This is a genomic window from Acinetobacter sp. YH01006 (assembly GCF_013420445.1).
GTDB lineage: Bacteria > Pseudomonadota > Gammaproteobacteria > Pseudomonadales > Moraxellaceae > Acinetobacter > Acinetobacter pseudolwoffii.
This window is the reverse complement of the sequence record NZ_VOYB01000003.1, coordinates 250,480-275,432: the sequence shown is the minus strand read 5'-3', so window position 1 is coordinate 275,432 and position 24,953 is coordinate 250,480. Positions and strand designations below refer to the sequence as shown.

General features: G+C 43.4%; 22 protein-coding genes. 13 read left to right on the top strand and 9 right to left on the bottom strand.

Features of this window, described 5'->3' with window-relative positions; genetic code table 11:
* Window positions 1-119 precede the first annotated feature (119 nt).
* From purH to FTT73_RS04435, 7 genes are all read right to left on the bottom strand, one after another.
* Complete coding sequence (gene purH, locus FTT73_RS04465; protein ID WP_005096691.1) at window positions 120-1,694, bottom strand: bifunctional phosphoribosylaminoimidazolecarboxamide formyltransferase/IMP cyclohydrolase; 1,575 nt, start codon at window positions 1,692-1,694, stop codon at window positions 120-122.
* Between the two features lie 95 nt (window positions 1,695-1,789).
* Window positions 1,790-2,059, bottom strand: coding sequence for a DNA-binding transcriptional regulator Fis (fis, locus tag FTT73_RS04460; RefSeq protein WP_001086304.1), 270 nt, complete (start codon window positions 2,057-2,059; stop codon window positions 1,790-1,792).
* 396 nt (window positions 2,060-2,455) lie between these two features.
* Window positions 2,456-3,310 (bottom strand): DUF3426 domain-containing protein, encoded by an 855-nt coding sequence (locus FTT73_RS04455; RefSeq protein WP_180191078.1) that lies wholly within the window; start codon window positions 3,308-3,310, stop codon window positions 2,456-2,458.
* A 15-nt stretch (window positions 3,311-3,325) separates the two neighbouring features.
* Window positions 3,326-4,231 carry a 50S ribosomal protein L11 methyltransferase gene (gene prmA, locus FTT73_RS04450; RefSeq protein ID WP_005171256.1) on the bottom strand — a complete coding sequence of 302 codons (906 nt, stop codon included), beginning with the start codon at window positions 4,229-4,231 and terminating at the stop codon, window positions 3,326-3,328.
* A 129-nt stretch (window positions 4,232-4,360) separates the two neighbouring features.
* Window positions 4,361-5,248: a bile acid:sodium symporter family protein gene (locus FTT73_RS04445; RefSeq protein WP_005096694.1), complete on the bottom strand. Its 888-nt coding sequence runs from the start codon at window positions 5,246-5,248 to the stop codon at window positions 4,361-4,363.
* An 88-nt stretch (window positions 5,249-5,336) separates the two neighbouring features.
* Window positions 5,337-6,224: a bile acid:sodium symporter family protein gene (locus FTT73_RS04440; RefSeq protein WP_005096695.1), complete on the bottom strand. Its 888-nt coding sequence runs from the start codon at window positions 6,222-6,224 to the stop codon at window positions 5,337-5,339.
* A gap of 145 nt (window positions 6,225-6,369) precedes the next feature.
* Window positions 6,370-6,840, bottom strand: coding sequence for a hypothetical protein (locus FTT73_RS04435; protein WP_180191077.1), 471 nt, complete (start codon window positions 6,838-6,840; stop codon window positions 6,370-6,372).
* 255 nt (window positions 6,841-7,095) lie between these two features.
* Here FTT73_RS04435 and mnmG point away from each other — a divergent pair, with 255 nt between their 5' ends.
* From mnmG to FTT73_RS04420, 3 genes are all read left to right on the top strand, one after another.
* The gene (gene mnmG, locus FTT73_RS04430; RefSeq protein WP_100328704.1) at window positions 7,096-8,976 is read left to right on the top strand and encodes a tRNA uridine-5-carboxymethylaminomethyl(34) synthesis enzyme MnmG; all 1,881 of its coding nucleotides are present in this window, start codon (window positions 7,096-7,098) and stop codon (window positions 8,974-8,976) included.
* 316 nt (window positions 8,977-9,292) lie between these two features.
* Window positions 9,293-10,498: a 3-(3-hydroxy-phenyl)propionate transporter MhpT gene (gene mhpT, locus FTT73_RS04425; protein WP_180077406.1), complete on the top strand. Its 1,206-nt coding sequence runs from the start codon at window positions 9,293-9,295 to the stop codon at window positions 10,496-10,498.
* Between the two features lie 132 nt (window positions 10,499-10,630).
* Window positions 10,631-10,957, top strand: a complete 327-nt coding sequence (locus tag FTT73_RS04420) for a hypothetical protein (protein WP_035337926.1) — start codon at window positions 10,631-10,633, stop codon at window positions 10,955-10,957.
* A 42-nt stretch (window positions 10,958-10,999) separates the two neighbouring features.
* Here the strand turns inward: FTT73_RS04420 and glnG are convergent, their stop codons facing one another.
* Together glnG and glnL are read right to left on the bottom strand one after the other, a co-directional pair.
* Window positions 11,000-12,481 (bottom strand): nitrogen regulation protein NR(I), encoded by a 1,482-nt coding sequence (gene glnG / locus FTT73_RS04415; RefSeq protein ID WP_180000891.1) that lies wholly within the window; start codon window positions 12,479-12,481, stop codon window positions 11,000-11,002.
* Window positions 12,468-13,577 (bottom strand): nitrogen regulation protein NR(II), encoded by a 1,110-nt coding sequence (glnL, locus tag FTT73_RS04410; RefSeq protein WP_005096702.1) that lies wholly within the window; start codon window positions 13,575-13,577, stop codon window positions 12,468-12,470. The genes glnG and glnL overlap by 14 nt, the downstream gene beginning before the upstream one ends.
* 341 nt (window positions 13,578-13,918) lie before the next feature.
* On the opposite strand from glnL, the gene rimO reads away from it, so the two are divergent.
* From rimO to lpxD, 10 genes are all read left to right on the top strand, one after another.
* Window positions 13,919-15,262, top strand: coding sequence for a 30S ribosomal protein S12 methylthiotransferase RimO (rimO, locus tag FTT73_RS04405; protein WP_005096703.1), 1,344 nt, complete (start codon window positions 13,919-13,921; stop codon window positions 15,260-15,262).
* Window positions 15,263-15,308: 46 nt separating this feature from the next.
* Complete coding sequence (gene pyrH / locus FTT73_RS04400; protein WP_004279886.1) at window positions 15,309-16,037, top strand: UMP kinase; 729 nt, start codon at window positions 15,309-15,311, stop codon at window positions 16,035-16,037.
* Between the two features lie 78 nt (window positions 16,038-16,115).
* Window positions 16,116-16,670: a ribosome recycling factor gene (frr, locus tag FTT73_RS04395; protein ID WP_005096705.1), complete on the top strand. Its 555-nt coding sequence runs from the start codon at window positions 16,116-16,118 to the stop codon at window positions 16,668-16,670.
* 7 nt (window positions 16,671-16,677) lie between these two features.
* Complete coding sequence (gene uppS, locus FTT73_RS04390; protein ID WP_005096706.1) at window positions 16,678-17,430, top strand: polyprenyl diphosphate synthase; 753 nt, start codon at window positions 16,678-16,680, stop codon at window positions 17,428-17,430.
* Between the two features lie 3 nt (window positions 17,431-17,433).
* A complete protein-coding gene (locus FTT73_RS04385) occupies window positions 17,434-18,258 on the top strand; it encodes a phosphatidate cytidylyltransferase (RefSeq protein WP_005096707.1) in 825 nt (274 codons plus the stop codon).
* Window positions 18,259-19,455 (top strand): 1-deoxy-D-xylulose-5-phosphate reductoisomerase, encoded by a 1,197-nt coding sequence (ispC, locus tag FTT73_RS04380; protein WP_100534993.1) that lies wholly within the window; start codon window positions 18,259-18,261, stop codon window positions 19,453-19,455.
* A gap of 3 nt (window positions 19,456-19,458) precedes the next feature.
* A complete protein-coding gene (rseP, locus tag FTT73_RS04375; protein ID WP_100355037.1) occupies window positions 19,459-20,814 on the top strand; it encodes an RIP metalloprotease RseP in 1,356 nt (451 codons plus the stop codon).
* A 39-nt stretch (window positions 20,815-20,853) separates the two neighbouring features.
* Window positions 20,854-23,298, top strand: a complete 2,445-nt coding sequence (gene bamA, locus FTT73_RS04370) for an outer membrane protein assembly factor BamA (RefSeq protein WP_180077410.1) — start codon at window positions 20,854-20,856, stop codon at window positions 23,296-23,298.
* Between the two features lie 82 nt (window positions 23,299-23,380).
* Entirely contained in the window at window positions 23,381-23,878 is a 498-nt protein-coding gene (locus FTT73_RS04365; protein ID WP_005171235.1) for an OmpH family outer membrane protein, read from the top strand.
* 3 nt (window positions 23,879-23,881) lie between these two features.
* The gene (gene lpxD / locus FTT73_RS04360; protein ID WP_005096712.1) at window positions 23,882-24,952 is read left to right on the top strand and encodes a UDP-3-O-(3-hydroxymyristoyl)glucosamine N-acyltransferase; all 1,071 of its coding nucleotides are present in this window, start codon (window positions 23,882-23,884) and stop codon (window positions 24,950-24,952) included.
* Window position 24,953: the final 1 nt, after the last annotated feature.

Sequence of the window (24,953 nt, the reverse complement as noted above, 5' to 3'; positions counted from 1 at the left end):
TGCTTCTCACCCTGTAAAAAAGAAGGGCTTCACGAATAAAAATGTCCCTTTATTTGTGAAAAGTCCCCCTTTTTACAAAGGGGGATTTAGGGGGATTAATAAATACGACTTTGAATCAATTAGTGACGGAAATGACGCATGCCAGTGAACACCATCGCAATACCTGCTTCGTCAGCAGCCGCAATGGTTTCTTCGTCACGCATAGAACCACCCGGCTGGATAATACATTTGATACCCGCTTTAGCGGCGTTATCAATACCATCACGGAATGGGAAGAATGCGTCAGACGCCATGACTGCACCCTCAACCACCAAGCCAGCATGTTCAGCTTTAATTGCAGCAATACGAGCAGAGTTCACACGGCTCATTTGACCTGCGCCAACACCAATCGTTTGACGGTTTTTCGCATAAACAATCGCATTAGATTTCACGTATTTTGCGACTTTCCAGGCAAAGATCATGTCATCAATTTCTTGTTCAGTCGGAGCACGCTTGGTCACCACTTTAAGATCAGCTTTAGTAATCATGCCCAAGTCTTGATCTTGTACTAACAAGCCGCCATTCACGCGTTTGTAATCAAGTTGCGATTGACGCGCATCGATTGCTGGAAGTTCACCGCAAACTAAAACACGTACGTTTTTCTTCGCACCAGTCACTTCAAGTACGCCATCAGCAATACTTGGTGCAATGATCACTTCAACGAATTGACGCTCAACAATCGCTTGAGCCGTTGCAACGTCTAATTCACGGTTGAATGCAATGATGCCGCCAAATGCAGATTCGGGATCTGTTGCATACGCAAGGTCATAAGCCGCTTGAATGCCGTCTAAAGACACTGCAACGCCACATGGGTTTGCGTGCTTAACGATTACACAAGCAGGTTTCGCAAAAGATTTAACACATTCAAGCGCAGCGTCTGTGTCTGCAATGTTGTTATAAGAGAGTTCTTTACCTTGTAGCTGTTTCGCAGTTGAAACTGAGGCTTCTGTCGCTGTGTCTTCAACGTAGAACGCAGCAGACTGGTGCGGGTTTTCGCCGTAACGAAGATCTTGAACTTTGTTCAATTGTGTATTGAAGGTACGTGCAAACTTGTCCGCTTCACCTTCTTGTTTGCCTACGCGAGCGCCAAGGTAAGATGCGATCATGCCGTCATATTGTGCAGTATGTTCAAATGCTTTTACTGCAAGGTCGAAACGAGTCGCATGCGATAAAGCGCCTTCAGCTTTAAGCTCAGCTACAACAGTGGCATAGTCAGAAGCATTCACCACGATGCCTACAGATGCATGGTTTTTTGCCGCAGCGCGAACCATGGTAGGGCCACCGATGTCGATGTTTTCAATCGCATCAGCCAGTGAACAGTTTGGTTTTGCTACAGTTGCAGCAAATGGATAAAGGTTTACAACGACTAAATCAATAGCATCAATGTTGTGTTCAGCCATCACAGCTTCGTCTAGACCACGACGAGCCAGAATACCACCATGAATTTTAGGATGTAGCGTTTTTACACGGCCGTCCATCATCTCTGGGAAACCAGTATGCTCTGAAACTTCTACTACAGCGACACTATTGTCTTTCAACAATTTGTAGGTACCACCTGTAGATAAAATTTCTACCCCTAGAGCAGCAAGTTCTTGTGCAAATTCAACAATACCAGTCTTGTCAGACACAGAGATTAAAGCGCGTTTAATAGTCATGATCTTCGTCACAGTTTTCAAGGAACAGAATAAAACAAAATCAGCAATTTACAGGTTAAAAAAAATGCCTGCGGAAGCCGCAAGCATTTTATCATTTATTCACTCATTAAACCGTGAGCTTTTAACTTTTTACGTAAAGTACCACGGTTGAGTCCGAGAATCTCGGCAGCACGTGTTTGGTTACCACGTGTATATTCTAGAACTACAGATAGAAGAGGTTTCTCCATTTCTGCTAGCACCATGTCGTATACCTGAGATGGTTGCTCGCCCTGTAGTTGCGCAAAATAATGGCGAACTGCGCGATCTACGTGGATACGTAAAGCAACATCAGATTGTGCAGTAAAAATAGGAGATTTGCTATTCATGCGAATTAATCCGAAAAACAAATATCGCTTGGGTAAAGCGATATAAAAAGTGGTCTAAAATTGAAATGAACTCCGCTTTAGATCCTAAAACTGGAGTTCTAAAACTTAATCATTGCATTGAGCCAATAGCTTGACACATCTCAACGTTTTGGTCGAAAAATAAGCGTAACAATAGTTAAAGTTTTGTTACTGACCAAAATCAAAACAAAAAAATCTGCACGATACGCAATAAATTTTATAGCGCATTAGGCAAGACTGTATTTGTTGTGAAAAAGTAGCGAGGAGTTGCAGCACATAGCTTTCGTGGCGCGTATCATACCATTGTCTAAGCAAAAGTGAGCAAGAAAACTGCATTTTTTTTAACTTTTTTTAATTTTTTAATGCTTTCTATTCAGATTAAGGGCGAATTATTTCCAAACTATAGCGATCAAAGCTTTTACGATCGACAGGAAGCTCAAATTTGAATTTGAATGGACTGTTTTTCGGGATACGTTCAATATTGACCAGACTTTCAATCAGGTACTCTTTGGCAGACAGGTTATAAGTCGCAACAACTTCACCGCGCTGTTCCAGATTGATTCTTAAAATCGGTAAAGCCAGGCTACGGTCATGGAAGTTGATCAGCTCACCGCTAAATTCAGTTTTCTTGTGACTGGTTGCCTTGATCTTGACTTTATTGACCTGAATCAGCGTGTAGTATTTTTCCAGATTGGAACAATTAAACACCTCGCATACATTGTTAAAGGCCAGACTCATGATATGACTATTTTTGATGTATTGCGGATTAAACCAGAAAAACTGGAACAGCAATACGCCAAATAGCATCAGGTTCAAGATGCTCCAGCCAATATAATACATTGGCCCACGGTATATCTGTTTTTCTGCCTGATCTTCCCAGTTCATGCTCGGCAGTACCGAGATAGGTTCGGTACTGAAATAGTTCAGATTATTTAAATAGGTTTCCAGATTGATATTTGAATGTTCAACTTTCTGATCGAAAATATATAAAAGACTGTGCGTATTTTGCTGTTGATCGCGACCATATACAGGTGGGTTATATCGAGAATAGGTTTGATCCTGAGACGCTGAGGTAGTGACCGAGTTTTGGGCTTCGGCCACCAGATGCGATAAGGCATTAAATGAAGTGGTACATTTGGGACAGCAAACCATACCCTGCGCAATGGTGAGTTGAGCAACTGTGACCTTGTAGGTGGTGGAACAGGTAGGGCAATGGGTTCGTTTGTCACTCATAAACTATTTGTAGACTCATTCATTCTTATGGCGTTTACCCGAGATACGGCACCAGTGCTCGTCTCGTTTTTCTACGTCTAATATATCAAAATAATTTGAGTAAATGCTAGTAACATCAGCAACTTGCTCTTCGATAACTCCGGCAAGTGCGAACTGTCCCTCAGATTTAATTAAAGTTGCGAACTCAGGAGCCAACATCATTAGTGGCGCAGCCAAAATATTGGCAACAAATACGTCAGCCTTGGTAGTGCCGAGTTCATCTCTAAATTCTTCTGGCAGGCCGACATAAAGTTTGTCCAGTACACCATTCAGTTCAGCATTTTGCTGGGTGGCCAGAACTGCTTGTGGGTCAATATCAGTGGCATATGCTTTTTTAGCACCTAAGAGCAGGGCAGCTACCGCGAGAATGCCTGAACCACAGCCATAATCGATGACGATTTTGTCTTTAACGTCAATTTTGCCGAGCCATTGTAAGCACAAGAATGTAGAGGCGTGGTTCCCTGTACCGAATGCCAGACCCGGATCAAGCTTGATATTGACTGCATCGGCTTCAGGTGCTTGCATCCATTCCGGTACAATCCAGTATTTTTCAGCAATCTGGATTGGCTCATACGCATCCATCCAGGTGCGTTCCCAAGCCTGATCTTCAATGAATTCGTACTTGATCGGCGCTTCTGGCATTTGCGCACCAATAAAGGTTTCTAGTGCAGCAACGTCAATTTCTTCGCCTTCTTCCTGTGCATAAATACCAGTCACAATCACTTTATTCCAGAGTGGTGTTTCGCCTGGAAGTGGTTCCAGCAAATCCTGGTTTTCAGCATCATCCAGGGTCACACTCACTGCGCCTAGTGAGCTGAGTAATGTCTCAGTATAATCGACCTGAGCTTGTTCAACCGTAATATGAATTTGTAACCACTTCACAGAAATAACCTTTATACATTTTTCAAAAAGCTATTGTAACGGAAGTTCAGACACAACGCTGCTATCTTCTTGATGCATACCCAAAATAAAAAGGATGCCGAAGCACCCTGTATAAAGCTCTATAAAGACTTATGAAACCTTAGAGAGAAGAGGTGTTCTGTCTAATGGTGCAAAGCGGTTAAGCAGCAGACCAAAAATGGCAGCAAAAATATACATGAAGATTGAATAAACCGCGGCAGGCATGGCCACAGCAGTGCTGGACATCACGGTCAGGGCAATAGTCATGGCTAATGTGCTGTTGTGAATGCCGATTTCAAAGGCACTGGCCCGTGCCTGAGCGGTATCTATATTCATTAAGCGGGGGACAAAATAGCCGATGGTCAGGCTGAAAATACAGAACAATGCCGTGGCGACACCGACCTGAGTCAGATATTCGGCAATATTGGTGCGTTCACTATAGATGGCCCCGACAATAATCAGAATCAAGAATATGACTGCAAAAATGCGCAGCGGTCTATTCAGTTTTTCAGTCAGGCGTGGTGCATGATGTCGAATCAGCATACCAATCGCGACAGGAATAATAATGATGCCAAACACCTGAAGAATTTTGCCAAGCTGGAGCGTGATCTGCTGGCTGTCCTGCATGAAATGCATAATCGAAAAATTAACGATCAACGGTAAAGTTAAGGCTGCAATCACTGAATTAATTGCAGTCAGGGTGATGTTGAGTGCCAGATCACCTTTGAAAAGATAGCTAAACAGATTGGCCGTACTGCCGCCGGGTGAGGCGGCTAACAGCATCAGACCCACGGCAAGAAGTGGGGGTAGGGCCAAAACTTTACACAGGATAAATGCAATACCGACCAATAAGACCAGTTGACAAAATAATGCGACTAAAACAGCTTTAGGATGTTGGGTGACCCGGGCGAAATCTTTGAGGGTAAGTTCGAGACCTAAACCCACCATAATAATTGCGAGCGCAAGCGGCAGTAAAATCGTAATAATGCCAGAATCCATCTGTCATGCTCCTTGTTAAAAATTATTTTAATACTTTTGCTTTTCTTGGGAAAAGCATACAGCTTTATCGCAGACTCAGCCAAATAAATTACAAATCCGATAAACGATTTTTATGGCGATAAGCGATATATTGGCGACTCATCATCACCCCGAAAATAGTCGCAAAACTATACATGACAATGGTGTAAATGCCGGCCGGAATCGCCATGGTGACATTGCCTAAGACCGAAATCGCAATGGTGATCGCAATCGCCGTATTATGAATGCCGATTTCAAAGGTACAGGCCCGTGCCATTTTTTCTGGAATACCCATCAGTAGCGGAATGCAATAACCAATAAACAGGCTGGAAAAACATAAAATCACAGTGGCTAAACCAATACTGGAAAAATATTCAAAGAGATTAAAACGATCTCTAAAAACGGCAAATATCAAGAGTATGCTTAAAAAACTAATTGAAACGAAGCGCATCGATTTGCTGACGGTAATGGATAAGCGTGGAAATTTGGCTCGAAGCAGCATCCCGATGATCACGGGGATCAGGGTAATTAAAAACACCTGTATCATTTTTTCAACTGGAAATGTCACAGTCGAGTCGTGACTCATAAAATATTGTAATGACAGATTGATAATAAAGGGTAGGGTGAAAATAGAAATGATGGTATTGATGGCAGTCAGGGTGATATTCAGCGCGACGTCGCCTTTATACAGATAGCTAAACAGGTTGGCGGTTGGGCCTCCTGGTGAAGCGGCCAGAAGCATTAAACCTACTGCGAGTAAAGGAGCTAAGTCTAGAATCAGGCAAATAAAGAAAGCAATACTGGTCAACAGCACGAGCTGTGTAAATAGGGCAATAAAAATGACTTTAGGATAGCGGCTTAAGCGCAGGAAATCCTTGATTTTTAATTCGAGTCCCAGCCCCATCATCATGATTGCCAAGGTAATAGGCAAAAAAAAGTTAAAAAACCCCGAATCCATGAAAAACCCTTTTTATTATTGATTTTTAGATAGATTTTAAGTGTAGCCTAGCTGAATAAATAAGCAATATAAAACGGGCAAAATGTATTCACTTTGCCCGTCAAAGCTTTTACTTGAAATGTAAGCTATTTAGAGCTATGACGGCTTACATTCCTGGCTGAGTTTGCATTTGCGCATCAGGCAGAGTCTGCTGGTCATTCATTGGTTGCTGCATTTGCGGCTGACTCATTTGTGGTTGCATTGGCTGACTGTGCATTTGGGATTGTCCCTGAGGGCGTGGCGGCATAAAGCCTAAAGCACATTTACCTTTGACTTCGGTTCCATTAATGGTGGCAGTGGTCGCGCTACTATTGCCACTACAGGTACTCATGAGTTCAGCTTCATCACCTTTGATTGAAGCATTTTTTGATGAAGCGAAAAACTGTGGCTCACAGGTTCCATTCCAGATAATGCCTCGATGAGCAAAACTGACTTGAGCACCTTGGGTTTTGCCTTTACAAACCTGTTGATACTTTTGCGCATTATAAGTGGTTTCGACCTTATCATTTGCTGAGGCTACAAATGGCGCAAAACATAAACCACACAGAACAGTTGAGAGAAAAATATTCTTATTCATCAGTTATACCTTTGTTTGTAATGTAAGCAGTATATAGCTTAAAAAATACTCAAAATTAAACAGTGTAAATCGAGTAATTTTCTGAACTTATATGTTTAATTTATATAGTCCCTCTGCAAAGTTAAATTACAGTGCTTGATTCTTGTACAGGATGATTCATTTTTTATCTCAGGATAAATTCGACTGAATCTGTCTACTTTAGAATGAAATTTGCTATAATACTCAGCTATCCTTTTTTATCTCTCAATTACCACTATGCATTATCCTAAAGTATACGATGTCATTGTTATCGGTGGCGGTCACGCCGGTACAGAAGCAGCTCTGGCTGCAGCGCGTATGGGTCGACAGACTTTACTCTTAACTCATAACATTGAGACTTTAGGGCAGATGAGCTGTAACCCGGCCATCGGTGGTATTGGTAAATCGCACTTGGTGCGTGAAATTGATGCCTTGGGCGGTGCAATGGCGCTGGCTGCCGACAAAGGCGGTATTCAGTTCCGTATTTTGAACTCGCGTAAAGGTGCAGCAGTTCGTGCAACACGTGCGCAGGCAGACCGTGTCCGTTTTAAAGCGGCAATTCGTGAAACCTTAGAGAATCAGGCGAACTTGGATATTTTCCAGCAAGCGGCTGATGACCTGATTGTTGAAGGCGATACCGTCAAAGGTGTGGTTACCCAAATGGGCATTCGTTTTGATGCCAAAACTGTGGTGTTGACTGCGGGTACATTCTTGGGTGGCGTAATTCACGTTGGTCTGGAAAAATCCAGTGGTGGTCGTGCCGGTGATCCGCCGTCGATTTCATTGGCAGCACGTTTGCGCGAATTGAATTTACCTGTGGGGCGTTTAAAAACCGGTACACCACCGCGTATCGATGCACGTTCGGTCGACTTTTCTGTAATGACACCGCAGCCGGGTGATTTCCCATCTCCAACCATGTCGTTTATGGGCGATGCGTCTATGCATCCGGAACAGGTGAACTGCTATATCACCCATACCAATGAACGTACGCATGAGATTATTCGCGGTGGTCTAGATCGATCACCAATGTATACCGGTAAAATTGAAGGTGTGGGGCCGCGTTATTGCCCATCAATTGAAGATAAGATTCACCGTTTTGCCGATAAAGACTCGCATCAAGTATTCTTGGAACCGGAAGGTCTGGATACGCACGAGCTTTATCCAAATGGTATTTCAACTTCATTGCCATTTGATGTGCAGTTTGAGTTGGTTCGCTCAATCCGTGGTATGGAAAATGCGCATATTTTGCGTCCAGGCTACGCCATTGAATACGACTATTTCAACCCGCAAGCGTTGAAATTTACCCTTGAAACCAAAGCGATTAATAACCTGTATTTTGCTGGTCAAATTAATGGAACCACTGGTTATGAAGAAGCAGGTGCACAAGGTTTGCTGGCAGGTTTAAATGCTGCACGTCGTGCCTGGGATCAAGAGCAGTGGACACCAAAACGCGATGAAGCCTATATGGGTGTATTGGTAGATGACCTGATTACGTTAGGCACCAAAGAACCGTACCGTATGTTTACCTCACGTGCTGAATATCGTTTGATGTTACGTGAAGACAATGCTGACCAGCGTTTAACTGCGATCGGTCGTGAATTGGGTCTGGTCGATGATGCACGTTGGGCGGTTTACTGCGAAAAAATGGAAGCAGTTGAAAAAGAAACCGGTCGTTTGCAGCATCTTTGGGCGGCTCCAAACAATCCGATGGGCAAGAAATTCGTTGAGATGACTGGCGCAGATTTATCTAAAGAATGTTCAGCGATCGATCTTTTGAAACGTCCAAATATTTCATTTGCGCAAATTGCCGAGTTAACCGGTTCTGATGTATCTGCGCAGGTCGGTGATCAGATTGAAATCGCAGTGAAATATGCGGGTTATATCAACCGTCAGCATGAAGATGTGGCACAAATGAAACGTCTTGAAGAAACCCGTATTCCAGGCGACTTCGATTATGACATCGTGTCGGGGCTGTCGCGTGAAATCACGTTGAAACTGAAGGATGTACGTCCTGAAACATTGGCGCAAGCCAGCCGTATTCCGGGTGTGACGCCTGCGGCTGTTCAATTGGTGATGATTACGATTCGTAAGAATGCACAAACGAAAAAATCTGCTTAAGAATACAGTGTGAAAAAGCCCGCGCAATGCGGGCTTTTTATCGGCTGATATTTTTGTATAAGTCTCGGCTATCTTTCAATTATAAATAACTACTATTTAACTAAGTGACTTATTTATAAAGATAATAAAAATTATTAAGATGTAAAAAGTCTATAAATTTTAGCTTTTAGGTCTAATGGAAAGGGTATTAAGTAGAGTTGATGGACTTAAATCCGACTATTGTCGTGGTATTTCTCTGACCAGATTAGGATAAGAATAGGGGAAATAGGATCGTCAGGCTATCAAACGATTTATAGGTTATTGATGGAGATCAATCATGATGCAGCCTTATAGTGAAAAATTACGAAAAATATTGACGATTTTCTTGTGCTTTTGGGTGGCATTTTTTGAGGGTTTCGATCTTCAGGCTCCTGGAATTGCAGCAAAAGGAATTGCGGCAAGCTTTGCTTTAGATCAGGTTCAGATGGGCTATGTGTTTAGTCTGGGTGTCTTTGGAATGCTCTTTGGTGCATTCTTTGGCGGACGTATCGCGGATTATTTGGGACAAAAGAAAGTCCTGATGTTGTCTGTGGCTATTTTTGGTGTGTTCATGTCACTGACTGCAATTGCACCGAGCATCGAGGTTTTATATGCTGCGCGTTTCTTGACCGGTTTGGGTCTGGGTGCTGCAATGCCGACCATGATTTCCGTGGTTGGAGATGAAGCAACTGAAGCCAATCGCGGTAAGCTCAATAGCTTGATGTATTGTGGCCTGCCTGTTGGTGCTATTTTTGTCGCCGGTTTGGCTATGCTGCTTCCAGATATTCAATGGCAGACTTTATTTTTAATTGGTGGTTTAACGCCTTTAGCGCTTCTCCCTTTTATGGGCTTTATTCTTAAAGATCAACCTAAAGCAGCGGTAGCGCAAAAAAGATCTGGCGAAGCTGTACCGGGCATGGTCGAGGTTTTGTTCAAGCAGCAACAGTATAAAAATACAGTGCCGCTTTGGGTGGGTTTCTTTTTTACCTTGATGATCAACTATATTCTGATTAGCTGGTTGCCTAATCTGCTAATGGAACAAGGCTTGCAAAAACAGCAGGCATTTCTGGTGATGCTGGTGTTTCAGGTGGGTGCGGTGATAGGAACCTTGGGTTTGGGTTATTTGCTAGATCGTTTAAAATTGTGGCAAATGGCAACCCTTATTTACAGCGGCTTATTTGTTGCCTTGGTTTTGTTGTTCACCAGTACCTCGATTCCGCTATTAATTTTAGCCGGCGTGATGGGTGGGATCTTTTCTACAGGTGGTCAATCTATTCTGTATGGCATCTCACCGATTTTTTATTCAGGTGCAGGTAAAGTTACAGGCGTAGGCAGCGCCATTTCTTTAGGTCGTTTAGGTGCCATGACCGGTCCGTTATTAACCGGGAAAATTTTGGCATTAGGTTTGGGAACTACAGGTATCCTTATGGCAAGTTTACCTGCGGTGGTTGTATCAGCGGTAGCAGTCACGGCACTGTCACGTTATAAGGCAGCTCATAAATAAGCCAGTTTTCTATTTTTATTGCTATTAAAAAGGAATCTACGGATTCCTTTGTTATGGCTCATATTTTAATTGAGTAAAATCGGCAGATAAAATTTGCTAAAATAGATGGATAGCAAACAGACTGGTTTTTATATGCCTTACCAATTGATCGAACTCGATATTCAGGCCACCGATAATATTGCCTGTCCACATTGCCAGCAGAACATTATTGACTGGACTGAAGAACAATATGTACAGCCATGTGAACATACTTTATTTATTGCCATGGATATTGGCTTTGAATATATGACCGATGAATTTGAGCACAGTATGCCGCGTTCGGTAGATGATCTGCATGCCAATGACGATCAGGTGAATATGTTTGATGAAATTACCGCCAGTACTTATTCAGACTATCTGATCTTAAAGTCAGACTTGGGCGCAGCAGGTTATTCGCGTTATATCGGCTTAACTGTTTAACTCATCTCAGTATAAAAAAGCACCCGAAGGTGCTTTTATAGATTAGCTTGGACTTTCGATTTCTTCTTCTACCTCATCATCGGCCGTATCCATACCGAGTTCTTTGAGCTTGCGGGTCAGCGTGTTACGGCCCCAGCCCAAAAGTTCAGCTGCATGACGTTTGCGACCACGGGTTTGTTGTAGCGCAGCATTAATCAGGGTGCGTTCAAACATCGGCGTCGCAACATCCAGAAGTTTCATCTCGCCATTTTTGAGTTTTTGCATGGCCCATTGACCCAGCAATTCATCCCAGTGCTGTGGACCCACTTGGTTTAAGTTTGGAATTGGTGAGCCTAAATCTAAATCTTGAATTGGGATTTGTTTCAGCTCAGGTGGTAGGTCTTCTGGATAGACTTCACGACCTGTGATCATCACGGTCAGCCAGCGACAGGTATTTTCAAGTTGACGCACATTACCTTGCCACGGCAGTTTTTGCATATATTCCTGGGTTTCAGGACGCAAAATTTTGGGATTAACGCCGAGTTCTTTACCAGCACGTGCCAGGAAGTGCTGCGCCAGCATCGGAATGTCTTCACTACGATGTGCCAGTTTTGGAATGTGAATCCGAATCACATTCAGGCGGTGATACAAGTCTTCACGGAAACGGCCGTCATGTACCAGTTTTTCCAGATCCTGATGTGTCGCTGCCACGATACGCACATCGACCTTAACTGGAATATGACCGCCAACACGGTAGAACTCGCCATCGGCCAAAACACGCAATAAACGGGTTTGGGTTTCAAAAGGCATGTCGCCAATTTCATCCAGAAACAGCGTGCCGCCGTTGGCCTGTTCAAAACGACCTTGACGCTGGGTATTGGCACCGGTAAATGCACCTTTTTCGTGACCAAAAAGTTCGGTTTCGATCAGGTCTTTTGGAATAGCTGCCATATTGAGGGCAATAAAGGGCTTTGCACTACGCGGTGAATGGCGGTGCAAGGCATGTGCCACCAATTCTTTCCCTGTACCGGACTCACCATTAATGAGTACAGTAATATGCGATTGCGCTAAACGGCCGATGGCGCGAAACACTTCCTGCATGGCGGGAGATTCACCGATAATTTCAGTCGATTGAATCGGCGGGGCAACTTTTGCTGATTCTTGTTGTTGCAGCTTGGTAATATGCAAAATCGCACGATTGACCAGTGCCAGCGCTTCATCAATATCAAAAGGCTTTGGCAGATATTCAAAAGCACCAGTTTGATAACTTGATACAGCAGACTCTAGGTCTGAATGCGCCGTCATAATAATCACAGGCAGGTCAGGATAATTGTGTTTGACCTTACCCAAGAAGGTGAGTCCATCAATCCCCGGCATACGGATATCGGTCAGAATCACATCTGGTGCATCAATACTGAGTTGATCTAGTGCAGATTGTGCTTCTTCAAAGCTGGTCACGTCCAAGCCTTCTTCTTTAAAGGTTTTTTCCAGTACCCAGCGCATGGCACGATCGTCATCAATCACCCATATTTTATTTCGCGACATGATTCGACTCCCAAGGTAAATATAAGCTAAACACGGTTTTTCCAGCCACGGACTGACATTCAATCATGCCGTTATGCTGATGAATAATATTTTGAGCAATACTGAGACCCAGTCCGGTACCTTTGGCGCGACTGGTGACCAGTGGATAAAACACAGATTCGATAATGTCTTCGGGGACCCCAGGGCCATTGTCTTCAATATCAATGCGTACCACAGAGCGATGAATTGCCCCGTTAATGGTAAATAGGCGCTGAATCCGGGTTCTTAAAACCAGTTCAGGCTGGTGATCGACAAAAAACTCTTTGTTCTCGGTCATGGCCTGTACTGCATTGGCGCAAATATTCAAGATCACCTGAATCAGTTGATCACGGTCTGCCAGCACTTCAGGTAAGGACAGGTCATAATCCCGAATAATCTTGATTTTCTTTTTGCTTTGATTGGCGATGAGTGAGCGCACCCGCTCAAGTGGCTCATGTACATTTACCAGCTCATAGCTTGGCAGTTGGCGTGAACCGAGCATGGTGTCGGCCAGATTTCGGAGTCGATCGACTTCACTAATAATAATATCGGTAAATTCTTTGTATTGTGGATCATTCAGACTGCGAGCCAGAAGTTGTGTTGCCCCCCGAATTCCGCCGAGTGGGTTCTTGATTTCGTGCGCGACACCGCGAATCAGCTGGCGAGCCACTTGATGTTGCTGAATCAGGTTTTCTTCACGCGAAATTTTAAGCATACGGTCACGAGGATTGAGCTCGATTAACAACAGTGGGTGATAGGGCTTACCCAGATTTAGTTGAGAAACCGTGTAATCGACATGAATGTCCTTAAAGTTGACAATCAGTGTGGCTTCACGGCGCGTATAAGGTTGGCCTGTAGTTAAAGTGTTGTTCAGCGCTTCTTCAGTATTAAACTCATCGGTCGGATGTTGCAGAAGACCCAGTGCCGGACTTCCACTGGCGCGAAATAAGCTCACATCAAATAAGGCTTCGCAGGCAGAGTTGAGATAATAAATATTAAGATCGCGGTCTACCAATAAGATACACGTGGTCATATTGTCCACTAAAACACGATAGTCGATCGGAATAAGCTGATCCATTCGCGGTTTTTTTCCTGTATTAAAATGGCGCAATGGCATCTTCATAAAGCAATTTAATCAATTTTAAGTTCTGATTTGATGCAAGATGCACGCCAACTTTTATGACTAAAGCTTATTTATTGCGATGAAATGCAGAAATGTGCCACAGCGACACAATTCATCTTAGGTATAGCGGATTAAATTGAGGCTGTAAATCTAAAATGTTCTATTTTGGTGCGCGCGCAAATATGTTGTATATTTTATGGCGTTATTTTAGTGCATGATGCAAAGAGTCAGGTTTTCAACTATTTTTATGATGCGAAAAGACATACAATACGCGCATTCTAGTAGAGCGAAAATTCATGAAGTCCCCCAAAGTCGGTTTTGTATCTTTAGGTTGTCCTAAGGCATTGGTAGATTCTGAACGTATTTTAACCCAGTTAAAGACTGAAGGTTATGACGTCGCTTCGGATTATGACGGTGCTGATTTAGTTGTAGTAAATACCTGTGGTTTCATTGAATCCGCAGTGCAAGAATCGCTAGACGCGATTGGTGAGGCGATGAGCGCGAATGGTCGCGTCATCGTAACAGGCTGTCTAGGTAAAGACGAAGACAAGATTCGCCAGATGCATCCGAATGTCCTGAAAGTGACAGGTGCAGCGGCATATAAAGATGTTATGGATGCGGTTCATCAATACGTGCCTGAACCGCCAAAACACAATCCATTTATTGATTTAGTTCCAGAGCAAGGTATCCGCCTAACACCTAAACATTATGCCTATTTGAAAATATCGGAAGGCTGCAACCATCGTTGTACTTTCTGTATTATTCCAAGCATGCGTGGTGATTTGGTCTCCCGTCCAGTTGGTTCTGTGCTTGAAGAAGCCGCAGCGCTGAAACGTGCCGGTGTTAAAGAAGTACTCGTTATCTCCCAGGATACTTCTGCTTACGGTCTGGACACCAAATACAAGCTGGATTTCTGGAACGGCCAGCCGGTGAAAACCAAATTCTATGACATGTGTGAAGCACTCGGTCAGTTGGGAATCTGGGTGCGTTTGCACTATGTTTATCCATATCCGCATGTCGATGCCGTGATTGACCTGATGGCTCAAGGCAAAATCCTGCCTTATCTGGATATTCCATTTCAGCATGCGAGTCCAAAAATTCTCAAGCTGATGAAACGTCCTGCGCACAGTGAAAACACACTGGAGCGATTGAATATCTGGCGTGAAAAATGTCCTGATCTGGTTATCCGTTCAACATTTGTGGTGGGCTTCCCGGGTGAAACCGAAGAAGACTTCCAGATGCTGCTCGATTGGCTGAAACAAGCTCAATTGGATCGTGTAGGTTGCTTTACCTATTCACCAGTTGAAGGTGCGACAGCAAACGATTTGCCAGACCACGTTCCTGAAGAAATTAAACAAGAGCGTTATGAGCGTTTCATGCAGGTTCAGCAAGAAATCTCGGCAGCCAAACTCCAAAAACGTATTGGTCAGACCATGACCGTGCTGGTAGATGATCTGGAAGAAGAATTCCCGGTGGCAGTTGCGCGTTCTTATGCAGATGCACCTGAAATTGATGGCAATGTTTTTGTTGAAGATATCGATAAAAGCGTCATTAAGGCAGGGGATTTGCTTGAAGTCGAGATTACCGATGCAGACGAGTACGATCTGTATGCAAAACTCATTTCAGTCAAATCTGCTTAAAATTTTGAATTAAAAAAATTTAAATTGAATACTTTGGAGTTTGATGATGTTGGATTCTAAAAAGCCACGCTTTGGTCGCATCCTGTTAAAGCTTTCTGGTGAAGCACTGGCAGGCAATAAAGACATGGGAATCGATGCACAAGTGCTCGACCAGATGTCGCTTTCTATTGCGCACCTTGTGGGTTTAGGCGTACAAGTAGGTATCGTGGTTGGTGGTGGTAACCTGTACCGCGGTAGCCAGCTGCAAAAAGACGGTCTGGTTGGCCGGGTCACTGGCGACCAGATGGGTATGCTGGCAACCGTGATGAACGGTCTGGCACTACGCGACGCTTTGGTGCGCCGTAATATTAAAACCCGTTTGATGTCTGCACTGCCAATTGGTGCAGTGGTTGAGTCTTACTCGAGCCGTGATGCGATCCGTCACCTGACTCAGGGTGAAGTGTGTGTATTCGTGGCAGGTACAGGTAATCCATTCTTTACCACAGATACCGCAGCATGTTTGCGTGGTATTGAAATCGAATCAGATTTGATTTTGAAAGCCACTAAAGTCGATGGCGTATATAACAAAGATCCAAGCAAATATGACGATGCGGTTAAATATGACACTTTAACCTTTGATCAGGTGCTGGATGAAAAACTGGGTGTCATGGACTTAACTGCGATCTGTTTATGTCGTGACCACAATGTGCCACTACAAGTATTCGATATGAATAAATCTGGCGCATTACTTTCAGTGGTGATGGGCGAAAAAGAAGGGACTCACGTTACCAATTAATGACGTGAGCACCAAAGCACTTTATACTACGCGCTAATTTAGCAATTAACTTTTTTAGAATTAAGTAAGGAAGATCATATGATTAACGATCTTAAAAAAGACAGCGAAGACCGTATGAACAAAACTCTAGAATCTCTAGAGCATGGTTTTGCAAAAGTTCGTACCGGTCGCGCGCATCCATCTATTTTAAATAATGTGATGGTTTCTTACTATGGTTCAGACGTTCCATTGAACCAGGTGGCAAACGTTGGTGTTGAAGATTCACGTACCCTGTTGGTTCAACCGTTTGAACGTTCAATGGTGGCTGCAATTGATAAAGCGATTCGTGAATCTGACTTGGGTCTTAACCCGATTTCAGCAGATGCGATCCGTGTACCTATGGCAGCACTCACTGAAGAAACACGTCGTGACATGCAGAAAGTTGCCCGTACTGAAGCAGAAAATGCAAAAGTGGCAATTCGTAACATTCGCCGTGATGTATTGGGTGATATCAAAGCTTTATTGAAAGAAAAAGAAATTTCTGAAGATGAAGAACGTCGTGCTGCTGATGAAATCCAGAAAATTACCGACAAATTTGTTGCTGAAGTTGACAAACGCTTGGCTGCGAAAGAAGCTGAATTGATGAAGGTCTAATTCATCGATGACCGCTGCTGAAGAAAACCCCTGTCTTCCGAAACATGTTGCCATCATTATGGATGGCAACAATCGTTTCGCCAAAAAAAATCAGATGCAGAAAGGTGATGGACACCGTGAAGGAAAAACGGTTCTAGATCCGATTGTAGAACACTGTAGAAAAAGAAATATCCAGGCTTTAACTGTTTTTGCCTTTTCCAGTGAAAACTGGAATCGTCCACAGTTTGAAGTCGAATTGCTCATGAAACTCCTGCTTGACACGATTCATGAGCAACTCCCCCGCATGGAAAAATTCAATATTGCCTTACGTTTTATCGGTGATCGCAGCCGTTTGTCCGCTGAATTGCAGGGACTCATGTTGCAAGCCGAACAAAGGACTGCTAATTTCAATAGTATGACACTCACTATTGCAATCAGTTATGGCGGTATGTGGGATATGGCACAAGCTGCAAAGCAAATTGCCAGTGATGTTTTAACAAATAAATTAGATCTTGATGCAATTGATACTGATGTATTTGGTCAATATGTCAGCCTCGGTGACTTACCAGCAGTTGATCTGCTGATTCGTACTGGCGGAGATTTCCGTCTGTCGAATTTTCTGTTATGGCAGGCAGCCTATGCAGAGCTTTATTTCACTGAGACGCTGTGGCCAGAATTTACCGTTGAAGAACTTGATGATGCACTTGCCGTATTTGGTGGGCGTGAACGTCGTTTCGGTAAAACATCAGAACAGGTTCATCAGGAAAAACTTGAGAATTAATACATGTTTGAGCGGATTATAACCGCATTGGTGTTGGTAGCAGTTGTACTGAGCTGTATGTTTGCTACTGAATCACATTATCCAATGTTTGTATTGATGGTTCTTGCTGCCGGGGTTGCCGGTTATGAGTGGTTTAAACTCATGCCGCGAAAATTTAAGCAGGTCATCAAGCCCGTTGCATGGGGATATGGGTTGCTGACCGCGGCTCTATCAGCATTGGCATTGTATTTTGCTGAAGTCGCTTTGTTGTTATGGGTGGCTTCTATTATTACCTGGTTACTCAGTATTTACTGGGTCAAGTCTTATCCTGAGTATGACGGCTGGTACAACGCAAGCCTAAATGGCATTGGTGTAGTGCTGATTTCTGCTGCTGTCACCGCAATTTTCTCGGTTTGGCAAAGTTCACCGTGGTGGTTGATGTACCTGTTTTTACTGGTATGGGGCGCAGACAGCGGTGCATATTTTGTCGGCCGTAAATTCGGTAGGAAAAAACTTGCACCAAATGTCAGCCCAAACAAATCTGTAGAAGGGCTGTATGGTGGTGTGGTCACCTCAATGCTGATTGTGATTGCAGTTGCTTTGCTTTATCTGGAGATGACCTGGCCAGAACTTATTTTATTCCTGATCTTATCGGTGATCACGGTCTTCAGTTCAGTACTGGGAGATCTGTTTGAATCCATGATCAAACGACGTGCCGGTATTAAAGACTCGGGCCGTATTTTACCGGGTCATGGTGGGGTGCTGGATCGTATTGATTCTTTGCTTGCTGCAGCTCCAATCTTTGCGGCAGGTATTGCTGTTCTAAAACTTATTGGTGTAGATTTATAAATGTCACAAGCGGTTTGTATACTGGGTGCTACAGGTTCTATTGGTCAAAGTACTTTAAAAATCTTGCAGCGACATCCTGAAGCGTACTCGGTTTTTGCTGTAACCGCGCAAAGTCGTATTGATGAGCTGGTCAAGATTTGCCAGCAATATCGCCCTAAAGTGGCGGTGGTGCCTGCGGCAAAAGTGGAGGAGTTTTCAAAACTCCTTCAGCAACATGGTCTGGCTGATATTGAAATTCTGCAAGATGAAGCCGGTTTAATTGCTGTGGCTGAACATGCGGATGTCGATATTGTCATGGCTGCCATTGTCGGTGCTGCCGGATTGTTGCCGACACTGGCTGCAGTAAAAGCAGGCAAGCGCGTACTGTTGGCCAATAAAGAAGCTTTGGTGATGTCCGGTGACGTCATGATGCAGGCTGCACGCGATCATGGTGCATTATTGCTTCCGGTGGATTCCGAACACAATGCGATTTTCCAGTGTTTACCACAGCACTATTTTGAGGCAGAGCGTCATGGCAAGCCCAAGCTGGGTGTCTCGCAAATTTTGTTAACTGCATCTGGTGGGCCGTTTCTCAATCATAGTCTACAACAGCTTGAAGATGTGACGCCTGCACAGGCCTGCAAGCATCCCAACTGGTCAATGGGCCAAAAAATTTCGGTCGATTCAGCGACTTTAATGAATAAAGGTCTGGAATTGATCGAAGCCTGTCATTTGTTTGCAGTTCAAGAACAATTTGTTACAGTCGTGGTGCATCCACAGAGTATTATTCACTCCATGGTTCAATACGTTGATGGTTCAACTTTGGCACAAATGGGTAATCCGGATATGGGCACACCTATTGCACATGCATTGGCATGGCCTGAGCGAATCAGTACGCATGTACCACCCTTAGATCTGTTTATGCACTCGCAGCTTAACTTTCAGGAACCGGATGTGATTCGTTTTCCTGCATTAAAGTTGGCGCGTCAGGCGATGCAGAGCGGCGGAATTGCACCCACGATTTTAAATGCGGCCAATGAAATTGCAGTTGACGCATTTTTACATCAGCAAATTAGGTTTACCCAAATTCCTCAAGTGGTTGAACATGTCCTGAATCAGATGGACAATCAGCCGGCAAATGATCTGGAGGCTATCTTGCAGGCAGATCAAATGGCACGAGGTTTATCACAGCAGTATGTTGTGAATAAAGGAAGTTAAGACATGAACGCCTTGTTTATTATTGCAGCCGCAATCCTGTTACTCGGTCCCTTAATTGCGATTCATGAGTTTGGTCACTATATTGTGGCGCGTAAACTGGGCGTTAAAGTGTTGGTGTATTCGATTGGTTTTGGACCAACGCTGTTAAAGTGGACCTCAAAAAAATCCGGCATTCAATATCAGCTATCCGCCTTACCTTTAGGCGGTTATGTGAAAATGCTGGATGAACGTGAAGGCAATGTTGCTGAAGAAGACTTGCCCAAAGCATTTAACCGTCAGCATCCCTGGAAACGGATTGCCATTGTGGCAGCGGGACCATTGATCAACCTCATTCTTGCGGTGCTGTTATTCTGGGTGCTGTTTTTACCGGCACAAGAGCAGCTGAATACCCGCGTTGGTAAAGTTTTACCAGATACGCCGGCTGCAACAGTACAAATGCAGCCGGGTGACAAAATTGTTGCTGTGGACGGGACTCCAGTCGAAACCTGGGAAAAACTGAGTTATGCGCTGGTGGATCGTGTGGGTGAAACCGGTGTAGTGTCTATTCAGGCAGAACGTGCCGGGGAAAACAAGCTGTTCCAGTTACCGATTCGGGACTATTTAAAAGACCAGAGTCAATCTCCGTTAGACAGTCTGGGCTTCTTGCCTTATCGACCGGAAATTCCGGCTGTGATTAGCAAGCTGACTGAAGATGGTGCAGCAATTCGCCAAGGCCTGAAGCAAGGTGACAAAATTCTGGCCATTGATGGTGTCCAGATGAAAGACTGGTTTGATGTGGTACAAATTGTACAGGCATCACCAGAAAAATTACTGAAGATGGATGTATTGCGCGAAAACCAGGTGGTGCAACTTGAAGTGATGCCACAGGGCAAGCGTGACAATATGGGCAATGTCACGGGTATGCTCGGTGTACAAAGTGATCCGGGTAAAATCTCGATTCCCGCAGAATATAAGCAGACCATTCACTACAATCCAGCTGAAGCACTGGTGATGGCATTTGATAAAACGGTGCACTTATCTTCGATGATTCTGAACTCGATTGTCAAAATGGTACGTGGCATGATTGGACTGGATAACTTATCTGGACCGATCACCATTGCCAAAGTCGCAGGACAAAGCGCAGAAATGGGTTGGGAAACTTTTATTTCCTTTATGGCGCTAATGAGTGTAAGTTTAGGAATATTAAATCTACTGCCGATTCCAATGCTTGATGGCGGACATCTGGTTTACTATTTTGTTGAATTAATTCGTGGTAAACCTGTTTCCGAACAAATACAATTGGTTGGACTAAAAATTGGTATGGTACTGCTCGGCAGTATGATGCTTCTGGCATTATTTAATGATTTTATGCGTTTATAACAACGTAGATGGAATAAATTAACAGCGGAAAAGACTGGCATGCAGCACACACATTTATTTATGCCTCTGGCACTCGTTAGTGCAATGGCAGTAGCACAACAAGTATATGCAGCAGATGAATTCATTGTACAAGATATAAAATTTGATGGATTAGTGCGTTTAACTCCTGAGAATGTATATGGCCTCGTGCCAATTAACAGTGGTGATCGGGTCAATGATCCGGTCATTGCCAATGCAATTCGCAGTTTATATGCATCAGGCTTATTTGATGACATCAAAGCTGTTCAGCAAGGCAATACTCTAGTTTTTCAGGTGGTAGAGCGCCCAGTCATTTCGAAAATCGAACTGAAAGGCAATAAGCTGATTCCAAAGGAAGCACTTGAAGATGGCCTGAAAAAAATGGGTCTGGCTGAAGGTGAAGTGCTGAAAAAATCTGCTTTACAGACAGTCGAAACCGAGCTTGAGCAGCAATACATGCAGCAAGGTCGCTATGATGCAGATGTTACAGTCACGACGACAGCAAGACCGAATAACCGGGTTGAATTGCAGATTGATTTTATTGAAGGTAAAGCCGCAAAAGTTTTTGATATCAATATCATTGGCAATACTGTTTTCAAAGAATCAGATATTAAACAGGTATTTGCTGTTAAAGAAAGTAGCTGGAACTCGGTGATTTCACGTAATGACCGTTATGCACGTGAAAAAATGGCTGCAAGCCTTGAAGCATTGCGTGCTATGTATCTGAACCAGGGTTATATTAACTTTAATATTACCAATTCCAGTTTGAACTTGAGTGAAGATAAAAAGAATGTCTTTATTGAAGTGTCTGTAGATGAAGGCGAACAATTTAAATTTGGTCAAACCAAATATTTAGGTGATGCACTTTATCAAACTGAAGAATTGCAAGCCTTACAGCTGTTTAAAGAAGGTGAAACTTATTCGCAAGAAAAAGTAAATGTGGTTAAGCAGCTATTACAGCGTAAATATGGTAATGCTGGTTATTATTATGCAGAAGTGAATATTGTTCCTCAAATTAATAATGAAACCAAACAGGTTGATTTAAATTACTATATCAATCCGGGTCAGCAAGTTACAGTACGACGTATTAATTTTACCGGTAATACCAAAACTGCAGATGAAGTATTGCGTCGTGAAATGCGCCAGATGGAAGGTGCTTTAGCCAGTAATGAAAAAATTGACTTGTCTAAAGTCCGTCTGGAACGTACCGGGTTCTTTAAAACAGTCGATATCAAGCCTGCACGTATTCCGGGTTCACCGGATCAGGTCGATCTAAATGTCGCAGTAGAAGAACAGCATTCAGGTACCAGTACCTTGGCAGTGGGTTTCTCGCAAAGTGGCGGTGTGACGTTCCAGGCAGGTTTAAGTCAGACCAACTTCCTGGGCACTGGTAATAGTGTATCGATCGACTTGTCGCGTTCTGAAACCCAAGATTATTATAATCTGAGTGTGATGGACCCGTACTTTACCATTGATGGTGTACGTCGCGGCTATAACATGTACTACCGTAAAACCAAGCTCGATGATAACTATAACGTCAACAACTATGTCACAGATAGTTTAGGTGGTGGAATCAACTTCGGTTATCCAATTGATGAAAACCAGAGTGTTAGCTTAGGCCTAAATGTCGACAATACTGAAGTAACGACTGGTAATGGTGTTTCCACCTATGTTCGTGATTACCTATTAGCAAATGACGGTAAGTCAATAGGCCAAAGTCCTTACTGTATCGACAATGCTGATCCTTGTAAAACTGATTTAAAATCAGACCGCTTTCAAGGTGAATTTTTAACATATAACTTAAACTTAGGCTGGTCTTACAATACTTTAAACCGTCCAATGTTTCCGACGACAGGAATGTCACATCGTGTCAATGCTGAAATAGCCTTGCCAGGTAGTGATGTTGAATATCAAAAAGTGACTTATGATGCTCAGGCTTTCTTCCCGCTAGGCAAAGATTTTGTGCTGCGCGGTTATGGGAAGTTGGGCTATGGTAATGACTTACCATTCTATAAAAACTTCTATGCTGGCGGTTTTGGTTCAGTGCGTGGTTATGAAAACAGTACTTTAGGTCCAAAATATGACAGTGTCTATGCAGAAAATGCAGGCATTAGTGACTTTGATCTAGAGGAGGTTGGTGGTAATGCATTGGTTCAGTTTGGTACTGAACTGGTACTGCCAGTGCCATTTAAAGGCGATTGGGCACGTCAGGTACGTCCAGTGATTTTTGCCGAAGGTGCACAAGTTTTCGATACAAACTGCGATGTTTCACAATCTGGTGACTTACGTCAATATTGTAAAGATAACTTCGGTTTCGATGCAGGCAATATGCGCTATAGCGTCGGTGCGGGTTTCACCTGGATTACCATGATTGGCCCATTGTCACTGAGCTATGCTTATCCGTTGAATAAGAAAGATGGTGATGAAATTAAAAATATCCAGTTCGAAATTGGCCGTACTTTCTAAGATTATTAGCTAATCCTGAATATAGATTTTGCTCATGAGGTTGCGAGGCTTTATGAGCAAATTTTTTTGAATGAGTAAGAATATGAAAAAAATGATCATGGCGATGAGCCTGGCTTTGGCAAGTGTTGCACCTTTGACTCAAGCAGCTGGTATTGGTGTGATTGACTTGGAGCGTGTAGTCGAAGGCAGTACTTATCTGAAACAGCAAAACACGGCATTTCAACAAAAAATTCAGCCACAAACCAGCAAGATTGAACAACTCAGTAAAGAACTGGAAGCTTTGCAGCAGCGTGCTCAGTCTAATACCAAACTGAGCGATGCTGAAAAGCAGAAGATGTCTACGCAATATCAGGCTAAATTTCAGGAATTGAATCAGTTGCAACAATCTGTGCAGAGTAATGTTCAGAGTTCGATTCAGCAGATTCGGACGGTATTTGATGCACGTGTAAAGCAAATTGCTGAACAATTGCGTAAAGAAAATAACCTGGATGTGGTTTTAAATAAAAATTCAGCACTTGCTTATGACGCTAAATATGATTTAACTGATAAAATGATTCAAAAGGTTAATGCAATTAAGTAATCAATGAATCATCAACAGCTTCAGTTAGCTGACCTTGCTCGCCTGGTTCAAGGCGAGTGCGTAGGTCAGGCAGATTTGCGTTTGAGCGCTTTGGCCAGTCTTGAGCATGCGACATCGCAAGATTTGGCATTCGTCAATGCAGACAAATATGTAGAGCAAGCCAATCAAAGTCAGGCAGCTGCTTTAATTGTCACGGCTGAACTGAAACAACAAATAACGTCACATCAGAACTTTATTGTTGTTGCAAATCCTTATCTGGCTTTTGCGATCCTGACCCATGTATTTGAGAAAAAAAATACCCAGCGTGGTATCGAAAGTACTGCTCAAATTCATCCTTCAGCGATCATCGCCGATGATGCGTATATTGGACACTATGTGGTGATTGGCGAGCATTGTGTTGTGGGCGCCAATACCGTGATTCAGCCTCATGTACATGTCGATAATGATGTGGAAATCGGTCAGGACTGTTTTATTGATGCGCATGTGACGCTGACGGGTGGCGCCAAAATTGGCAATCGCGTTCGTATTCATGCCAATACCGTGATTGGCAGCGAAGGTTTTGGTTTTGCACCTTATCAAGGTAAATGGCATCGTATTGCCCAGCTTGGTTCTGTGCGTATTGCTGATGATGTGCGTATCGGGTCAAACTGTAGTATAGACCGCGGTGCATTGGATGATACGATTTTGCAACAGGGTGTGATTATTGATAATCTTGTGCAAATCGCGCATAACGTCAAGATTGGTGCCAATACCGCACTCGCAGCAAAATGCGGAATCGCCGGAAGCACTACAATTGGCAAAAACTGTGTATTTGCAGGTGCGGTGGGGGTAGTAGGCCACATTAATATCGCAGATAATGTCACAATTACTGGCATGTCAATGGTGACAAAAAATATTTCTGAGGCGGGCAGTTATTCTTCTGGCACACCTATGTTGGAAAGTTTGCACTGGAAACGTGCTGCTGTGCGTTTTAAACAATTAGCAGATGTGCCATTGACCCAGGTGATGAAACGACTAGATCATATGCAATCTCAAATTGAGTCCATTGAATCAACATTTAAGTTGCGTAAATAAT